This window comes from Nocardia transvalensis NBRC 15921 (genome assembly GCF_000308875.1).
GTDB lineage: Bacteria > Actinomycetota > Actinomycetes > Mycobacteriales > Mycobacteriaceae > Nocardia > Nocardia transvalensis.
Map to the genome: position 1 here is coordinate 11,672 of NZ_BAGL01000038.1, position 14,743 is coordinate 26,414.

At 69.2% G+C, this 14,743-nt stretch carries 14 protein-coding genes; 10 read left to right on the forward strand and 4 right to left on the reverse strand.

What is annotated here, in order from left to right:
- Positions 1-14 precede the first annotated feature (14 nt).
- The 7 genes from pgeF (at position 15) to ileS (ending at position 7,745) form a co-directional block, all read left to right on the forward strand.
- Positions 15-752, forward strand: a complete 738-nt coding sequence (gene pgeF / locus ON41_RS12030) for a peptidoglycan editing factor PgeF (RefSeq protein ID WP_040747666.1) — start codon at positions 15-17, stop codon at positions 750-752.
- A 126-nt stretch (positions 753-878) separates the two neighbouring features.
- A complete protein-coding gene (locus ON41_RS12035) occupies positions 879-1,595 on the forward strand; it encodes a YggS family pyridoxal phosphate-dependent enzyme (protein ID WP_040747667.1) in 717 nt (238 codons plus the stop codon).
- A gap of 187 nt (positions 1,596-1,782) precedes the next feature.
- Positions 1,783-2,571 (forward strand): cell division protein SepF, encoded by a 789-nt coding sequence (locus tag ON41_RS12040; RefSeq protein WP_040747668.1) that lies wholly within the window; start codon positions 1,783-1,785, stop codon positions 2,569-2,571.
- Positions 2,572-2,696: 125 nt separating this feature from the next.
- Positions 2,697-2,993 carry a YggT family protein gene (locus tag ON41_RS12045; RefSeq protein ID WP_040747669.1) on the forward strand — a complete coding sequence of 99 codons (297 nt, stop codon included), beginning with the start codon at positions 2,697-2,699 and terminating at the stop codon, positions 2,991-2,993.
- Positions 2,994-3,072: 79 nt separating this feature from the next.
- Entirely contained in the window at positions 3,073-3,906 is an 834-nt protein-coding gene (wag31, locus tag ON41_RS12050; protein ID WP_040747670.1) for a DivIVA-like cell division protein Wag31, read from the forward strand.
- A gap of 116 nt (positions 3,907-4,022) precedes the next feature.
- Positions 4,023-4,226: a hypothetical protein gene (locus tag ON41_RS12055; RefSeq protein WP_040747722.1), complete on the forward strand. Its 204-nt coding sequence runs from the start codon at positions 4,023-4,025 to the stop codon at positions 4,224-4,226.
- A gap of 345 nt (positions 4,227-4,571) precedes the next feature.
- Positions 4,572-7,745: an isoleucine--tRNA ligase gene (gene ileS / locus ON41_RS12060; protein ID WP_040747671.1), complete on the forward strand. Its 3,174-nt coding sequence runs from the start codon at positions 4,572-4,574 to the stop codon at positions 7,743-7,745.
- 150 nt (positions 7,746-7,895) lie between these two features.
- Here ileS and ON41_RS12065 read toward each other — a convergent pair whose 3' ends face one another.
- The 3 genes from ON41_RS12065 to ON41_RS12070 form a co-directional block, all read right to left on the reverse strand.
- Complete coding sequence (locus ON41_RS12065) at positions 7,896-8,591, reverse strand: alpha/beta fold hydrolase (protein ID WP_373281339.1); 696 nt, start codon at positions 8,589-8,591, stop codon at positions 7,896-7,898.
- On the reverse strand, positions 8,494-8,709 hold the full coding sequence (locus tag ON41_RS43745) for a serine aminopeptidase domain-containing protein (RefSeq protein WP_373281340.1): 216 nt from the start codon (positions 8,707-8,709) through the stop codon (positions 8,494-8,496). The genes ON41_RS12065 and ON41_RS43745 overlap by 98 nt, the downstream gene beginning before the upstream one ends.
- Positions 8,710-8,802: 93 nt before the next feature.
- Positions 8,803-10,455 carry a PucR family transcriptional regulator gene (locus ON41_RS12070; protein WP_083905291.1) on the reverse strand — a complete coding sequence of 551 codons (1,653 nt, stop codon included), beginning with the start codon at positions 10,453-10,455 and terminating at the stop codon, positions 8,803-8,805.
- Between the two features lie 78 nt (positions 10,456-10,533).
- On the opposite strand from ON41_RS12070, the gene pruA reads away from it, so the two are divergent.
- Positions 10,534-12,186, forward strand: a complete 1,653-nt coding sequence (gene pruA, locus ON41_RS12075; RefSeq protein ID WP_040747672.1) for an L-glutamate gamma-semialdehyde dehydrogenase — start codon at positions 10,534-10,536, stop codon at positions 12,184-12,186.
- Between the two features lie 3 nt (positions 12,187-12,189).
- Complete coding sequence (locus tag ON41_RS12080) at positions 12,190-13,164, forward strand: proline dehydrogenase family protein (RefSeq protein ID WP_040747673.1); 975 nt, start codon at positions 12,190-12,192, stop codon at positions 13,162-13,164.
- Positions 13,165-13,168: 4 nt separating this feature from the next.
- Here the strand turns inward: ON41_RS12080 and ON41_RS12085 are convergent, their stop codons facing one another.
- Entirely contained in the window at positions 13,169-13,777 is a 609-nt protein-coding gene (locus ON41_RS12085; protein WP_040747724.1) for a VOC family protein, read from the reverse strand.
- A gap of 389 nt (positions 13,778-14,166) precedes the next feature.
- Between ON41_RS12085 and ON41_RS12090 the strand changes: the two genes are divergently transcribed.
- Entirely contained in the window at positions 14,167-14,718 is a 552-nt protein-coding gene (locus tag ON41_RS12090; RefSeq protein ID WP_051161271.1) for a C40 family peptidase, read from the forward strand.
- Positions 14,719-14,743: the final 25 nt, after the last annotated feature.

A 14,743-nucleotide genomic window follows, 5' to 3' on the forward strand; every position in this document is an offset into this window, starting at 1 on the left:
TTAATCTCGGGGGTATGACTGCTGCTGCTTCGGTTCGTGTCCGGCGGGTGACCACCACGCGGGACGGCGGGTTCTCCCGCGCCCCCTACGATTCGTTCAATCTGGGCGACCACGTCGGGGACGATCCGGAGGCGGTGCGGCGCAACAGGATCCGGCTGGCCGAGGGGATCGGCCTGGCGCCGGAGCGGCTGGTCTGGATGGAACAGGTGCACGGGCGCAACGTCGAGATCGTGGACGGGCCGCGCGCCGAACCGGTTCCCGTGACCGACGCGCTGGTCACCACCGTGCCGGGACTCGCGCTGGTCGTGCTGACGGCCGACTGCGTCCCCATCCTGCTCTCCGACGACGAGGCCGGGGTGATCGCGGCCGTGCACGCCGGACGGGTGGGCGCGCGCATCGGCATCGTGCCGCGGGTGATCGAGGCGATGGTCTCGGTCGGCGCGCATCCCGAACGTATCGGAGCCTTCCTGGGTCCGGCGGCGAGCGGTCGCCAGTACGAGGTCCCGGCCGCCATGCGCGACGACGTCGAGGCGCACCTCCCGGGCAGCGCCACCACCACCGCCAAGGGCACGCCGGGCCTGGATCTGCGCGCGGGGGTCCGCCGCCAGCTCGAGGAGGCGGGCGTCGCGGGCGTGGCGGTGGACCCGCGCTGCACCATCGAGGACGCCAGGCTCTTCAGCCACCGCCGCGGCGCACCCACCGGCCGCATCGCCGGTGTCGTCTGGATGGAATCCGAGGCATCCTCGGAGTGAGCTTGTGGTCCCCCTCTTTTCGGGGGCTTGTATCCGCGGCGGCTTTATGAAAATGGCGCGCGGACAATGGACTGCCGACACGCCCGGACCATTCGTGATCCGTTTCGCATTCGAGGGAGATGTCCTATGACCCGGACGGCCGAACTGTCCAGCGCCCTGAACGAACTGCTGGCCCGGATCGAGGCCGCCTGCCGGGCCGCCGACCGCGATCCGGGCGAGGTCCGGCTGCTGCCGGTGACCAAATTCTTCCCGGCCTCCGACATCGAGATCCTCTACCGCCTGGGCCGCCGCGAATTCGGCGAATCGCGCGAACAGGAGGCCGGTGCGAAGGTGGCCGATCTGGGACACCTGTCTCAGGTGCGCTGGCACATGATCGGACGCCTGCAGCGCAACAAGGCGAAATCGGTCGCACGCTGGGCTTATGCCGTGCATTCGGTGGACAGCGAGCGGCTCGTGACGGCCCTGGACACGGCGACCGGCGCAGCCCTGGACGCGGGTCACCGCGAGACGACGCTGGAGGTATTACTGCAGGTCAGCCTCGACCGGGATCCGGGCCGCGGCGGCGTGGCCCCGGACGACCTGCCGGCTCTGGCCGACCAGGTGGCGAAAGCCGATCACCTGCGGCTGGCGGGCCTGATGGCGATCCCGCCGCTCGACACCGATCCCGAACCCGAATTCGCCCGCCTGGCAGCGGTGTACGAGCGGTTGCGCCGCGACCATCCGGAGGCGTCCGAACTGTCGGCGGGCATGTCCGGAGATCTGGAGTCCGCGATCCGACACGGTTCCACCTGCGTGCGTGTCGGTACCGCCTTGATGGGCACTCGACCGATAACCTCGGGATAGCAAACAAACCTCATCAGTCACATTCGAAACATATGCTGGTGACTGACGGGGAATGAGCAGGACTTACCACCCCAGGCCAACCGGGTGCCGTAGGAAGGTCGACCAGGATGAGCGAGCGCAGCGAGCGAGAGTTCACCGCAGCCACGAGCGTGCTCGTGCTGGAGCTTAGTGCTAGCGAGGTGGGAGTATGAGTACGCTGCATCGATTCAAGGCCTACTTCGGCATGGTCCCGCTCGAGGAGTACGAGGACGACTACGTCGACGACCGCGGCCCCCGGGGTGTCGACGACCGCGGCATGCGGCATCCTCGCGATTTCCCCGAATCCCGGTACGACAGCGGTCGTTCCCGGTTCGGCGACGATCGCTACGACGAGCCCGGCTATCCGGAACCGGCCTACAAGGCCCCTTATCAGCCCGGCTACACCGTCGCCCGGCGCGACGACTACTCCGAGGAGTCCTACGCCGACGACCGGTACGAGCCGCCGCGCCGTCCCACCCGTATCGACTCCGCCCCCTCGGGCCGTGGCCGGTCCGGCGACCGTCTCGGCGGGGGAACGCCGATGGTGCGCGGTACCACGCACGGCGCACTCGCGGTCGACCCGGAGGCCGAGCGCAGGATGGAAGAGCGGCGGATGGAGGAGCGGGCCCGCTTCGAACCGGCACCGCGCCGCGCGCCGGTCTTCGAGGACGGAGGCCCCTTGTCCAAGATCACGACGCTCCGCCCCCGGACCTACGCCGAGGCCGCCATCATCGGTGAGCGCTTCCGCGACGGCACGCCGGTGATCATGGACCTGGTCGAGATGAGCAACGCCGACGCCCGCCGGCTGGTCGATTTCGCGGCCGGCCTGGCGTTCGCGCTGCGCGGCTCGTTCGACAAGGTGGCGACCAAGGTGTTCCTGCTCTCACCCTCGGATGTGGACGTATCGGCCGAGGAGCGTCGCCGGATCGCCGAAACCGGCTTCTACAACCAGAAATAGCGTTGCCGCCGGGGTCTGGCGTCGCGGCCGCCGCCCCGGACGACACGCCGCGCACGGGGGAGTGACGCCGCGATCCGACGGCGCGGGGAGTTTGCAGGACACCGATTCTGAGGCAAAGTGGTCTGGTGGCCTTGTTCCAGGTGCTGTATGTACTCCTGTTCCTCTTCTGGCTGTTGTTGATCAGCCGAGTGATCGTCGAGTTCATCCGTAACTTCGCTCGCGACTGGCACCCCCGCGGAGCGGTCGCGGTCGTCCTGGAGGTGATCTTCACGATCACCGACCCCCCGGTGAAACTCCTGAGGCGCCTGATACCTCCGGTGAACCTGGGAGGAATTCGACTGGATCTGTCCATTATGGTGCTGCTTTTCATCGTGTTCATCTTGATGTCGGTGACCAGCAGGCTCGGGCAGCCCGTCGTGTAGGTGTGACAGAATGGGCCGAGAACAATAGCTTGCTAGATCTACCGCTAGATCTCCGTACGAAGCGTGAAGGGATCCTTCCATGCCGCTGACCCCAGCCGATGTGCACAACGTCGCGTTCAGCAAACCGCCGATCGGGAAGCGCGGCTACAACGAGGACGAAGTCGACGCCTTCCTCGACCTGGTCGAGCAGGAGCTCTCACGCCTCATCGAGGAGAACGCGGACCTGCGCCAGCGGGTTGCCGAGCTCGATTCCGAGCTGGTAGAGGCCAAGAAGGCGCCGCGCCCGGCGCCGCAGGCCGTGAAACCGGTTCCGCCGCAGCCCGAACCGCCCAAACCGGCTCCCGTGCCCCCGCCGGTCCCGGTTCCGGCGGCTCCGCCCGCCGCTCCCAAGGACGCCGCGGACGCGAATCTGCAGGCCGCCAAGGTCCTCAGCCTGGCGCAGGAGATGGCCGACCGCCTCACCAGCGACGCCAAGACCGAGGCCGAGCAGCTGCTGTCCAACGCCCGAGCAAACTCGGAGCGACTGGTCAGTGACGCGCGCACCCGCTCGGACGGCATGGTCGCCGAGGCCCGCCAGAAGGCCGAGACCATGCTCTCGGACGCGCAGACCCGCTCCGACAACCAGCTGCGCCAGGCCAAGGAGAAGGCCGACGCGCTGCAGGCCGACGCCGAGCGCAAGCACACCGAGATCATGGCGACCATCACCCAGCAGCGCAGCGTGCTGGAGAGCCGGATCGAGCAGCTGAAGACCTTCGAGCGCGAGTACCGCGTGCGGCTGAAGTCCTACCTGGAGTCGCAGCTCGAGGAGCTGGAGAATCGTGGTTCGGCGGTCCCGGTGGACGGCGGCGAGGCCTTCGACGGAGCAGGCGCCAACAACCACGCGCCCGCGTCGTTCGCCAAGGGCGGCAAGTAGTTCAACCGTTCCGTTCGAATCGCCCGCCGGCTCCGCGGCCGTGCCGGTTTCGGCGTGCTGCGTAGTCGTGTGGTCCGGAAGACGGTCGAGCCACCTGGCCCGCCGAGGGGGTGACCATGCTCGTTCTGACGCTCGTCCTGGCCGCGATCGGATTCGCCCTGCTGGTGACCGCGCTGACCACCGGATCGGTGGTCTGGGCGTGGGGCTGCATCGTCGTCTGTGTCATCGGCGCCGTATTGCTACTGGTGAGTGCGCTGTCCATGCGCGATTCCGACGACGACGATTCGTCGTCGCGTCCCGGCCGGCATGCCAAGCGATGAGTCCGGCCGATCGCCGGTCCGGCCGCTGGACGGGCCACGCCGATGGGGCCCGAAAACTAGTTTGCCCACTCTGGCTACAATCAAACCTGTAGAACGGCAGTGATCCGGCTATCACCGGGGAGTCTTCGGAAGAACGGCGCGGGTCTCCGACCGCGCGCTCAGTAGAACCGAACGGGAGAGCCCGTCACAGCTCACGACGAGAGGTCCGGAACGCACGGCCGCACGACGGCAGGCTCCGGACAAGCGGGGTGGTACCGCGGTCCCGGCGTAAAGACGCCGGAATCGTCCCCGTGCCCACGCAGCGCCCGCACCGGGGCGCCCGGCACGAGGAGACCACTGCCCGTTATGGCGGATCAGACATCCCCCAGCAACGCCACCTCCCAGGAGACGCCCGCCTACCCGCGCGCCGACCTAGGCGCCGGCGGCCAGGTGTCGTTCCCCGATCTGGAGCGGCGCGTACTCGACTACTGGGCCGCCGACGACACCTTCCGTGCCAGCATCGAGAACCGTTCCGGCGCACCGGAGTTCGTCTTCTACGACGGACCGCCGTTCGCCAACGGGTTGCCGCATTACGGCCATCTGCTCACCGGATACGTGAAGGATTTGATCCCACGTTTTCAGACGATGCGCGGGAAGAAGGTCGAGCGGCGCTTCGGCTGGGACACCCACGGGCTGCCCGCGGAAATCGAAGCGGAGAAGCAGCTCGGTATCACGGACAAATCACAGATCGATGAGATGGGGCTTGCGGAATTCAATGCCGCATGCAAATCGTCTGTGCTGCGTTACACCAATGAGTGGCGCGCGTATGTGACTCGTCAGGCCCGCTGGGTGGACTTCGACAACGACTACAAGACCCTCGATCCCGACTTCATGGAGTCGGTCATGTGGGCATTCAAGTCGCTGCACGACAAGGGTCTGGTCTACCAGGGCTTCCGGGTGCTGCCCTACAGCTGGTACGAGCAGACCCCGCTGTCCAACCAGGAGTCCCGCCTGGACGACGCCTACCGCATGCGCCAGGATCCGGCGGTCACGGTCCGCATGCCCCTGAGCGTGCCCGCCGACCACCCGCTGCATCAGCTCGACGGCGCGAGCGCGCTGATCTGGACGACGACGCCGTGGACGCTGCCGTCCAACCTGGCCATCGCGGTCCACCCCGACCTGACGTACGCCCAGGTCCGCGGCCAGGACGGCGAGCGGTATCTGCTGGCGGCCGAACGGGTCTCGCACTACGCGCGCGAGCTGGGCGACGATCCGGAGGTCCTCTCGGAGCATTCCGGGGCCGCCTTGGCCGACCTGCGCTACACCCCGCCGTTCGACTTCTTCGCCGGGCATCCGGGCGCATTCCGGGTATTGAACGCCGACTACGTCACCACCGACTCCGGCACCGGCGTCGTGCATCTGGCGCCGGCCTTCGGCGAGGAGGATATGGCGGTCGCGTCCGAGGCGGGCATCGACCTGGTGCAGCCGCTGGACCAGGGCGGCAAGTTCACCTCGATGGTGCCGCCGTACGAGGGCCTGATGGTGTTCGACGCCAACCCGGTCATCATCAAGGACCTCAAGGCGGCCGGAAAGCTGTTGCGGCACGAGACGATCGAGCACTCCTATCCGCACAGCTGGCGCTCCGGCCAGCCGCTGATCTACATGGCGGTGCCGTCCTGGTTCGTCGCGGTCACCAAGTTCCGCGACCGGATGGTGGAGCTGAACCAGCAGATCAGTTGGGTGCCCGAGCACATCCGCGACGGCCAGTTCGGCAAGTGGCTCGAGAACGCGCGCGACTGGAACATCAGCCGCAACCGTTACTGGGGCGCGCCGATCCCGGTGTGGGTGTCCGACAACCCGGATTACCCGCGCGTCGACGTGTACGGCTCGCTGGACCAGCTCGAGCGGGACTTCGGCACGCGGCCCGCGGATCTGCACCGCCCGGCCATCGATGAGCTGGTGCGGCCGAATCCCGACGACCCGACCGGCGAGTCGATGATGCGGCGCGTGCCGGAGGTCCTGGACTGCTGGTTCGAGTCCGGGTCGATGCCCTACGCCCAGGTGCACTACCCGTTCGAGAACAAGGAGTGGTTCGAGGGAACGCACGACGAGAAGGCGCACAGCCCCGGCGATTTCATCGTCGAGTACAACGGGCAGACCCGCGGCTGGTTCTACAACCTGCACGTGCTGTCGACGGCCCTGTTCGACCGGCCGGCGTTCAAATCCGTGGTGGCGCACGGCATCGTGCTCGGCGACGACGGGCTCAAGATGTCCAAGTCCAAGGGCAACTACCCGGACGTCAACGAGGTGTTCGACCGCGACGGCTCCGACGCCATGCGGTGGTTCCTGATGGCCTCGCCGGTGCTGCGCGGCGGCAACCTGATCGTCACCGAGCGCGGCATCCGCGAGGGCGTGAGCCACGCGCTGCGGCCGCTGTGGAACGCCTGGACATTCCTGCAGCTGTACGCCTCGGAACCCGGTGTGTGGCGGACCGATTCGCAGCATGTGCTGGACCGGTACATCCTGGCCAAGCTGGCCGCCACGCGCGACGCGATGACCGACGCGCTCGAGGTCTACGACATCGCGACCGCCTGCGAGGAGCTGCGCGCGTTCGCCGACGCGCTCACCAATTGGTATGTGCGCCGGTCGCGCTCGCGGTTCTGGGACGAGGACCGCGACGCCATCGACACCCTGCACACGGTGCTGGAGGTGACGACCCGGCTCGCGGCCCCGCTGCTGCCGCTGGTCACCGAGGTGATCTGGCGTGGGCTGACCGGGGGCCGCTCGGTGCATCTGGCCGACTGGCCCGCCGCCGCCGAATTGCCGCAGGACGCGGAGCTGGTCTCGGCGATGGACGAGGTGCGTGCGGTGTGCTCGACGGCGCTGAGCCTGCGCAAGGCCCGGAACCTGCGGGTGCGCCTGCCGCTGTCGGAACTCACCATCGCCGCGCCCGACGCCGATCGGCTCGCGCCGTTCGCGGATCTGGTCGCCGACGAGGTCAACGTCAAGCGCGTCGACCTCACCGGTGATGTCGCCGCGCACGGCCGGTTCGAACTGGTCGTCAACGCTCGCGCCGCCGGCCCGCGGCTGGGCAAGCAGGTGCAGACGGTGATCAAGGCGGTCAAGGCCGGGGAGTGGTCGGAGAGCCCGGAGGGCGTCGTCAGCGCCGCCGGTATCGAGCTGCTGCCCGAGGAGTACACCCAGCGCCTGGTGGCCGCCGAACCCGAATCCACCGCCGCCCTGCCCGGCAATGCCGGTCTGGTGGTGCTGAATTCGGAGGTCACCGAGGAACTGGAGGCCGAGGGCTGGGCCCGCGACCTCATCCGTGACCTCCAGGAGACGCGGAAGTCCCTGGGCCTGGACGTCTCCGACCGCATCACGGTCGTCCTCGACGTCCCCGCCGACCGCAAGGCCTGGGCCGAAACCCACCGCGACCTGATCGCGGGCGAGGTCCTCGCCACCACCCTCACCTTCGGCGACCCCGGCCCCGACGCCGCCGAGGTAGTGGGCGGAACCCGCGTCACCATCACAAAGGCATAGGCCCGCCAGGCACCCCGCCGCAGGCACTGCCCCGTCAGGCACCTCGCCGCTTGGGTTTCCGGCATGCTTTTGGCCGGAAACCCAAGCGACCGAGGGGGATCCCGGCCAAAAGCGTGCCGGGAAACTATGGCCTCGGTGCTGTGGTCATCCTCAGGCTTCGAGCGCCCGATCGATGAACCCCGTCACATCCCCCAGCACCTTGTCCTTGTTGGTCTCGTTGAAGATCTCGTGCCGAGCCCCCGGATAGACCCGCTCGGCGAAATTCGTCCCCCGAATCCGCTCCACCCCCACCCGGCTGGCAGGCAGGGGGACCAGCTGATCATCACCCCCGTGCACCCACAGCATGGGCAGCCCACCGAGATCACCCCCGGCGTTGATCGTCTCCAGGCACCGCGCGAGGGCCTCGAGCAGCGGCCGCCGGAACGGTCCGTGCCACACCAGCGGGTCCTCCTCGTACGCCCGCCCGATCTCGGGATCCCGCGACAGCGTCGTGACATCAATAGGGGTATAAGGGATTTCGTCCAGCTCGAGCAGCGAGGTCGCCTCGACCCAGGACCCGATCACCGGCCCGGACAGCACCAGCGCCGCGAGCCCGCCCCCGTACTCCTGCGCATACCGCGCCGCGATCATGCCGCCCATCGAATGCCCGACGAGCACCACCGGCATCCCCGGATACTCGCCCCGCGCCCTCTCCTCGACCCGCCGCACATCCGCCACGACATCCTCGTAATCCCGGATGACGACCCGCTCACCCGCCGACTTCCCATGCCCCTGATGATCGGCCCCGTACACCACGGGCCCCGTGCCCCACCAGCACATCCGCCACATACTCGTACCGCCCGACATGCTCCCCGTACCCATGCACCAGTACGACGACATACCGGGGCGCACCGTCGCCGGTCCACGTCCGCCCCACGATCTCGCCGTTACTGCCTTGGATAGCCCACTCCCGCGACGGTGCCACGATCAACCTCCTCCAACAGTGTTTCCGGCCAAAAGCACGCCGGAAACAAGGTATCCCTTTCGTTTCCCGGCATGCTTTTGGCCGGGAACCACTTCACGCACCATCGCGCTGCACCGCCAGCTGAATCTCCAGCAGCAACCGGTCCGGGGCGGAGTCCAGGTCCACGCCCATCAGCTGGGTGGCGCGGCGGATGCGGTAGCGCAGGGTGTTGGGGTGGATGCGGAGGGCGGTGGCGGCCTTGCGGACGTCGCCGCGCTGGGTGAGGTAGGCGTCCAGGCTGGCCCGCAGATCGGCGGAGTACTTGGCGTCGTAGTCGGCGAGGGTGTCCAGGCGGGGATCGCGCAACTGCGGATTGTCGCCGATGAGGGTGAGGATCTCCGCCAGCAGCACCGTGGTCCGCGACCGGGCCAGCGTCGTCACCGGTTCGGCCGCGGGGAGATCCGCGGTGCGGTCGAGGACGCGGTCCACCTCGGCGCGGGCCCGAGCCACGTCACCCAGCCCGGCGACGGGCGCGGCGATGGCGGCGCGCAGCCCCAGCCCCGACCGCTCGTCGAGCTGCTCGATCACCTGCCGGGTCCACGAGGTCACCCGATCGACCGAACGGTGCTCCGGGAACAGCACATACAGCCGGTCACCGATCCGCGTCGTGACGCAGTCCTGGCGAAAAGCGCTGGCGTGCAGGCGAAGTGTGACCGTGCCCCGGTGCATGGCCGCCTCGGCGTCCCGCCCGCTGTCCCGGGGGAGATGCCGGGCGAACCCGACCACCGCGGCCCGCCCGTCGGCCGCCATCGCGAACATCTCCGCGAAGGCCGCGATGTCCACATCCCCGCCGTGCGCCCCGAACAACCGCTGGATCAGCAGCGCGTCGGTGGTGGGAGCGTGCCGGGTTCGCCAGATCACCCGGGCCGCGATGGATGCCGCGCCGCGCAGCACCTTGGCGCTGTCGGACTGCAACGGCTCCGCGGCCTCCTGCACCCAGATGGTGCCGAGTACCGCCGGCGCGCGCAGCCCCTCGCGCCCCGGTTCGCGGATCCCGATCCCGATGCGCCGCCGCGTCTCCCACTCGAGCTGGGCCGGAACCTCCACGGCGTCACCGGTATTGCGCAGCCGGTCGAAGACACCCTCGCGCTGCAACCAGTGCAGATATCCGGCCGGACCCTGCCGCCCCAGCACCGACAGCCGTCGCACCGCGTCGGCGGAGGCCGTGCTGTCGGCCGAATAGGCCAGCACCCGCGACTGATCGTCCTCGATGGCGACCAGCCCCCGCGTGGATTCCGCGACCGACTGCGCCAGCCCGAACAGATCGGTATCGAGGGCGGGGGCGGTGACCGCCGTCCGCGGCCCGGCCCTGTGCCCGGTGATCCGCTCGATCAGCGCGTGCACCATCTCCCAGCGGGCATGCGGATGCACCGCCACCAGCGCGATACCCGCCTCCCGCGCGGCGGCCCGCAACCGCGGCGAGGCGCTCTTGGAGAACACCACCCGCGGCCGGTGCTCGGCCGGGCACCGCTCACCCAGATCCCGCACCCAGCGCGCGGCGTCGTCGTCGCTTACGCCGACCTGCAGATACACCTCCGGCAGCGCCCGCCCCGGCGGCATATCCATGGTCAGGTCGTCCACATCCATGAACGCCACGGAATCGACCACCACCTCGGCCCCGGCGGGCGCGTCGACCAGCGTGGCAACGGCGCTGGTCAGTGCCGACAGCAGCTCGGAGAGAGGTATGAGGTGGTTCACACTCTTCATTCAAACGGACGAAATACCCAGGCGCAATTCGTTCGATGAGACAACTCGGCAGCGGCCCGTATGCGGTTTATTTCTGCCATGGACGCGATCACCACGGTGCCCGCACCGGCCAACGAACCCGTCAACGCCTACGCGCCCGGCAGCCCGGAGCGCGCCCGCCTGCGGGCCGCCCTGCGCGAGCTGGCCGCCGCGCCCACCGATATCCGGCACGTGATCGACGGCGAGCACCGCGCCGGCGCGGGGGAGCGCGTCGACGTCGTCCAGCCGCACGACCATCGCGCGGTACTGGGCCGCTTCGCCGTCGCCGAACCGGACGACGTCCGGGACGCGGTCGAGGCCGCGACGCGTGCGGCGACAGACTGGCGCGCATTGCCTTTCGACGAACGCGCCGCCGTCTTCCTCCGCGCCGCCGACCTGCTCGCCGGGCCGTGGCGCGAGACGATCGCGGCCGCGACCATGCTGGGTCAGTCCAAATCCGCGTACCAGGCCGAGATCGACGCGCCCTGCGAACTGGTCGACTTCTGGCGCTTCAACGTGCATTTCGCGCGGCAGCTGCTGGCCGGGCAGCCGATGTCCGGACCGGGCGTGTGGAATCGCAGCGACTACCGCCCGCTGGAGGGCTTCGTCTACGCGATCACCCCGTTCAACTTCACCGCGATCGCCGGAAACCTGCCCACCGCACCGGCTCTCATGGGCAATACGGTGCTGTGGAAGCCGTCGCCCACCCAGGCCGTCGCCGCGTACCACACCATGCGGCTGCTGGAGGCCGCCGGACTGCCGCCGGGCGTGATCAACCTGGTGCACGGGCACGGGCCGGAGGTGTCGGAGGTGGCGCTGCGGGATCCGCGCCTGGCCGGGATCCACTTCACCGGGTCCACGCGCACATTCCAGCACCTGTGGCGCGAGGTGGGCGGCCATATCGACCGCTATCACGCCTATCCGCGGCTGGTCGGGGAGACCGGCGGCAAGGATTTCGTCCTCGCGCACCCGTCGGCCGAACCGGACGTGCTGATCACCGCGCTGATCCGCGGGGCATTCGAGTACCAGGGCCAGAAGTGTTCCGCCGCCTCGCGCGCCTTCGTCCCGCGGTCGGTGTGGAACCGTATCGGCGACGAGCTGATCGACCGGATCGGCACCCTGACCTACGGCGATGTCACCGATTTCGCGAATTTCGGTGGGGCCGTGATCGATCGGCGCGCCTTCGACCGCAGTGTCGCCGCCATCGAACGGGCGAAGGCCACACCGGGACTGACCGTCGCGATCGGCGGCGCCTACGACGACAGCGTCGGCTATTTCGTCTCCCCGACGCTGTTGCTCGGCGACGACCCCGCCGACGAGGCCTTCGCCACCGAATACTTCGGCCCGATCCTGTCGGTCCACGTCTACGACGACTCGCGTCCCGGCGCCTTCGACGACGCGCTGCGCCTGGTCGACACCGGCGCCGCCTACGCGCTCACCGGCGCCGTCGTCGCGCGCGACCGGTCCGCGATCGAGAAGGCAAGCGAGGCTTTGCGTTTCGCCGCCGGGAACTTCTACGTCAACGACAAGCCGACCGGCGCGGTGGTCGGCCAGCAGCCCTTCGGCGGCGCTCGCGCGTCGGGCACCAACGACAAGGCCGGATCGCCGCTCAACCTGCTGCGCTGGGCGTCCCCGCGGTCGATCAAGGAGACGTTCGTCCCGGCCACCGAGCACGCGTACCCGCATCAGGCGCCCGATCCCGAGGAGGACTAGGCCATGAGCGCTCCCGCTCTCACCAACCCGCTGCGTCCCGCGCTGCTCGCCGCGGCACGCTCGCGCCGCCTCGAACGCGGCATCACCCGGGCGCCCGCGACCCGGCGGCTCGTCGACCGCTTCGTCGCGGGCGACACCAGCGACGCAGCTCTGGAAACCGTGCGGGACTTGTTGCGGCACAACCGTTTCGTCACCGTCGACTATCTCGGCGAGGACACTGCCGACCCGGCGCAGGCGCAGCGTGTGGTGCGCGAGTACGTGCGGCTGATCGAGGCCCTGGCCGCCCTTCCGGCGGGCTCCCGTGAGGGGGGAGCCCGCCCGCTGGAGGTATCGGTGAAACTGTCCGCGCTCGGTCAGGCGCTGCCCGCCGACGGGCACGAGACCGCGCTGCGCAATGCCCGCGCGATCGCGGCGGCCGCCGCCGCGGCCGGGATCTGGATGACGGTCGACGCCGAGGACCACACGACCACCGAGTCGACGCACGCGATCGTGCGCACGCTGCGCCACGACCATCCCGAGACCGTCGGCACCGTGCTTCAGGCGTACCTGCGGCGCACCGAGGACGACTGCCGCGCCTTCGCGGCGGAGGGCGCGCGGATCCGGCTGTGCAAGGGCGCCTACCGCGAACCGGACACCGTGGCGTTCCGGCGCAAGCGCGAGGTCGACGCGTCGTACCTGCGCTGCCTGCGAATCCTCGTGGCGGGCAAGGGATATCCGATGATCGCCACGCACGATCCCGCCATGATCGAGGCGGCGGCCCTGCTCGCCACGGCGGCCGGGCGCGGGCGCGGCGAACTGGAATTCCAGATGCTCTATGGCATCCGGCCCGCCGAACAGGCGCGGCTGATCGACCTCGGCCAGCACCTGCGCGTCTACGTGCCCTTCGGCGACCAGTGGTACGGCTACTTCGTGCGGCGCCTGGCCGAACGCCCGGCCAACCTCATGTTCTTCCTGCGGTCGGCGGCCACCGAGACGTGAACCGTCAGCTCAGCGCGACCGGGCCGTCGGGTCCGTCGAGGGTGGCGATCAGGGCGGCCGGAAGACCGGGCCGCAGGTCGATATCGGCCGAGATCGCTTGGAGCCGAGGGAAGATCGACTCCGGGTCCGGGTGCACCGCGGTCAGCGACAGCAGTTTGGTCTCCGGGAGGTCGTCCGTCGGGTGGCGGGTGTCGCCCCAGTCGATGAGGAAGGGGAGCACGCCCGTGCGCGGGCCGGTCAGCCGCCAGCGCAGCACCTCGCCGTCGGGCGTCGCCCGGGACATCTCCGTCACGTCGCCCGGATCGGATCCGGCCGCCCGCGCCGCGGCCACCACCGCGTCGATCCCGTCCGTGCGCACCGCCCAGGCCACCAGCTTCGGGCCCGTCAGATCGTCGACGCCGAACGGCCGCGGGTGCCGGGGCTCCGGCTGCTCCGGATCCGGCCCGATGATCTCCAGATAGGCGCCGTTGCCCAGGCCCAGCAGATAATTGCGGGTCCCCCGCCCCACGTGCTGCCCGCCCGCGACCGGATGCACGCCCGTCAACCGAGCCACGGTCGTCACGGTATCGGCCAGGCGCGTGGTCGCCAGCACCAGATGATCCAGTCCACTCACGCAGGTCACTGTAGGAGTGTCGAGATCGGCGGTCACGGGTTGGAATCGCCTCGAGGCCCACCCCTCGGGGAGTGCCTGCCATCTCACTGCCCCCGCCGGTGAGTTGCCGTCGAAAATCCTCTGACCTGGGGCGGGGGCGCGGGGGGAGAATTGGATCTTGTGGGGCGCATGTGATTTGCGGTAAAACAGCTATGTCACAGCAACTGTGAATGTCTAGTTGAGCTTGTGTGTTCTATCCGTTCGACCACGCTGAGAAAACCGCACTGCCAGGCAAGTTGTCCGGATGAGATGCCCGTGGGGAAGCGGTCATCCCGTGTACGTCGTGTGCGCTGAGTAGTCGCCGGGCCGCTCGCCGTCGGGGTGGTGTGCGCCGAACCGAAGGGCAAGCCATGGCGACAACTCCATCGCGCAACAGAATCATCGGACTGCTGTTCACGGCGCTGACCGGCCTGATCGCCGCGTCGGCCCTGGCGGGTCCCGTGTCGGCCGCGACCGGTGACGAGGTCAGCGGCAGTTCCGGAAGCAGTTCGGGCTCCGGATCCGGCTCTGCCTCCGGCAGCGCCAGCGGCTCCGCGAATCTCCCGATCGCGAGCCCGCGGGCCCAGATCGCCCTGAGCCTCGCCCAGACCCAGGCCGGCAAACCCTACGAGTGGGGCGCCACCGGTCCCAACACCTACGACTGCTCCGGCCTCGCGCTGTGGGCCTTCCGCCAGGTGGGCATCATGCTCCCGCGCACCACCTGGCAGCAGGCCGAGGCCGGCAACCCGGTCCCGATCGGCGCCATCCAGCCCGGCGACATCGTCGTCGTCAACGCCGACGGCTCCCACGAGGGCATCTACGCCGGCGGCGGCCAGATCCTCAACGCCCACTCGGCCGGCGTAGGCGTCGTCTTCACCCCACTCAGCGAATTCGACATCTACGCCATCCGCCGCTTCTACTGACCGATGCCGAGGCGGGCGGCCCCGA

Excerpts from the sequence above, each read along its gene's own strand:
- ON41_RS12055 (WP_040747722.1), top strand. The coding sequence starts at position 4,023 with ATGCTCGTTCTGACGCTCGTCCTGGCCGCGATCGGATTCGCCCTGCTG.
- ON41_RS12065 (WP_373281339.1), bottom strand. The coding sequence starts at position 8,591 with ATGTCGGGCGGTACGAGTATGTGGCGGATGTGCTGGTGGGGCACGGGG.
- ileS (WP_040747671.1), top strand. The coding sequence starts at position 4,572 with ATGGCGGATCAGACATCCCCCAGCAACGCCACCTCCCAGGAGACGCCC.
- ON41_RS12080 (WP_040747673.1), top strand. The coding sequence starts at position 12,190 with ATGAGCGCTCCCGCTCTCACCAACCCGCTGCGTCCCGCGCTGCTCGCC.
- ON41_RS12040 (WP_040747668.1), top strand. The coding sequence starts at position 1,783 with ATGAGTACGCTGCATCGATTCAAGGCCTACTTCGGCATGGTCCCGCTC.
- ON41_RS12090 (WP_051161271.1), top strand. The coding sequence starts at position 14,167 with ATGGCGACAACTCCATCGCGCAACAGAATCATCGGACTGCTGTTCACG.
- pruA (WP_040747672.1), top strand. The coding sequence starts at position 10,534 with ATGGACGCGATCACCACGGTGCCCGCACCGGCCAACGAACCCGTCAAC.
- ON41_RS12070 (WP_083905291.1), bottom strand. The coding sequence starts at position 10,455 with ATGAAGAGTGTGAACCACCTCATACCTCTCTCCGAGCTGCTGTCGGCA.
- ON41_RS12035 (WP_040747667.1), top strand. The coding sequence starts at position 879 with ATGACCCGGACGGCCGAACTGTCCAGCGCCCTGAACGAACTGCTGGCC.
- pgeF (WP_040747666.1), top strand. The coding sequence starts at position 15 with ATGACTGCTGCTGCTTCGGTTCGTGTCCGGCGGGTGACCACCACGCGG.
- wag31 (WP_040747670.1), top strand. The coding sequence starts at position 3,073 with ATGCCGCTGACCCCAGCCGATGTGCACAACGTCGCGTTCAGCAAACCG.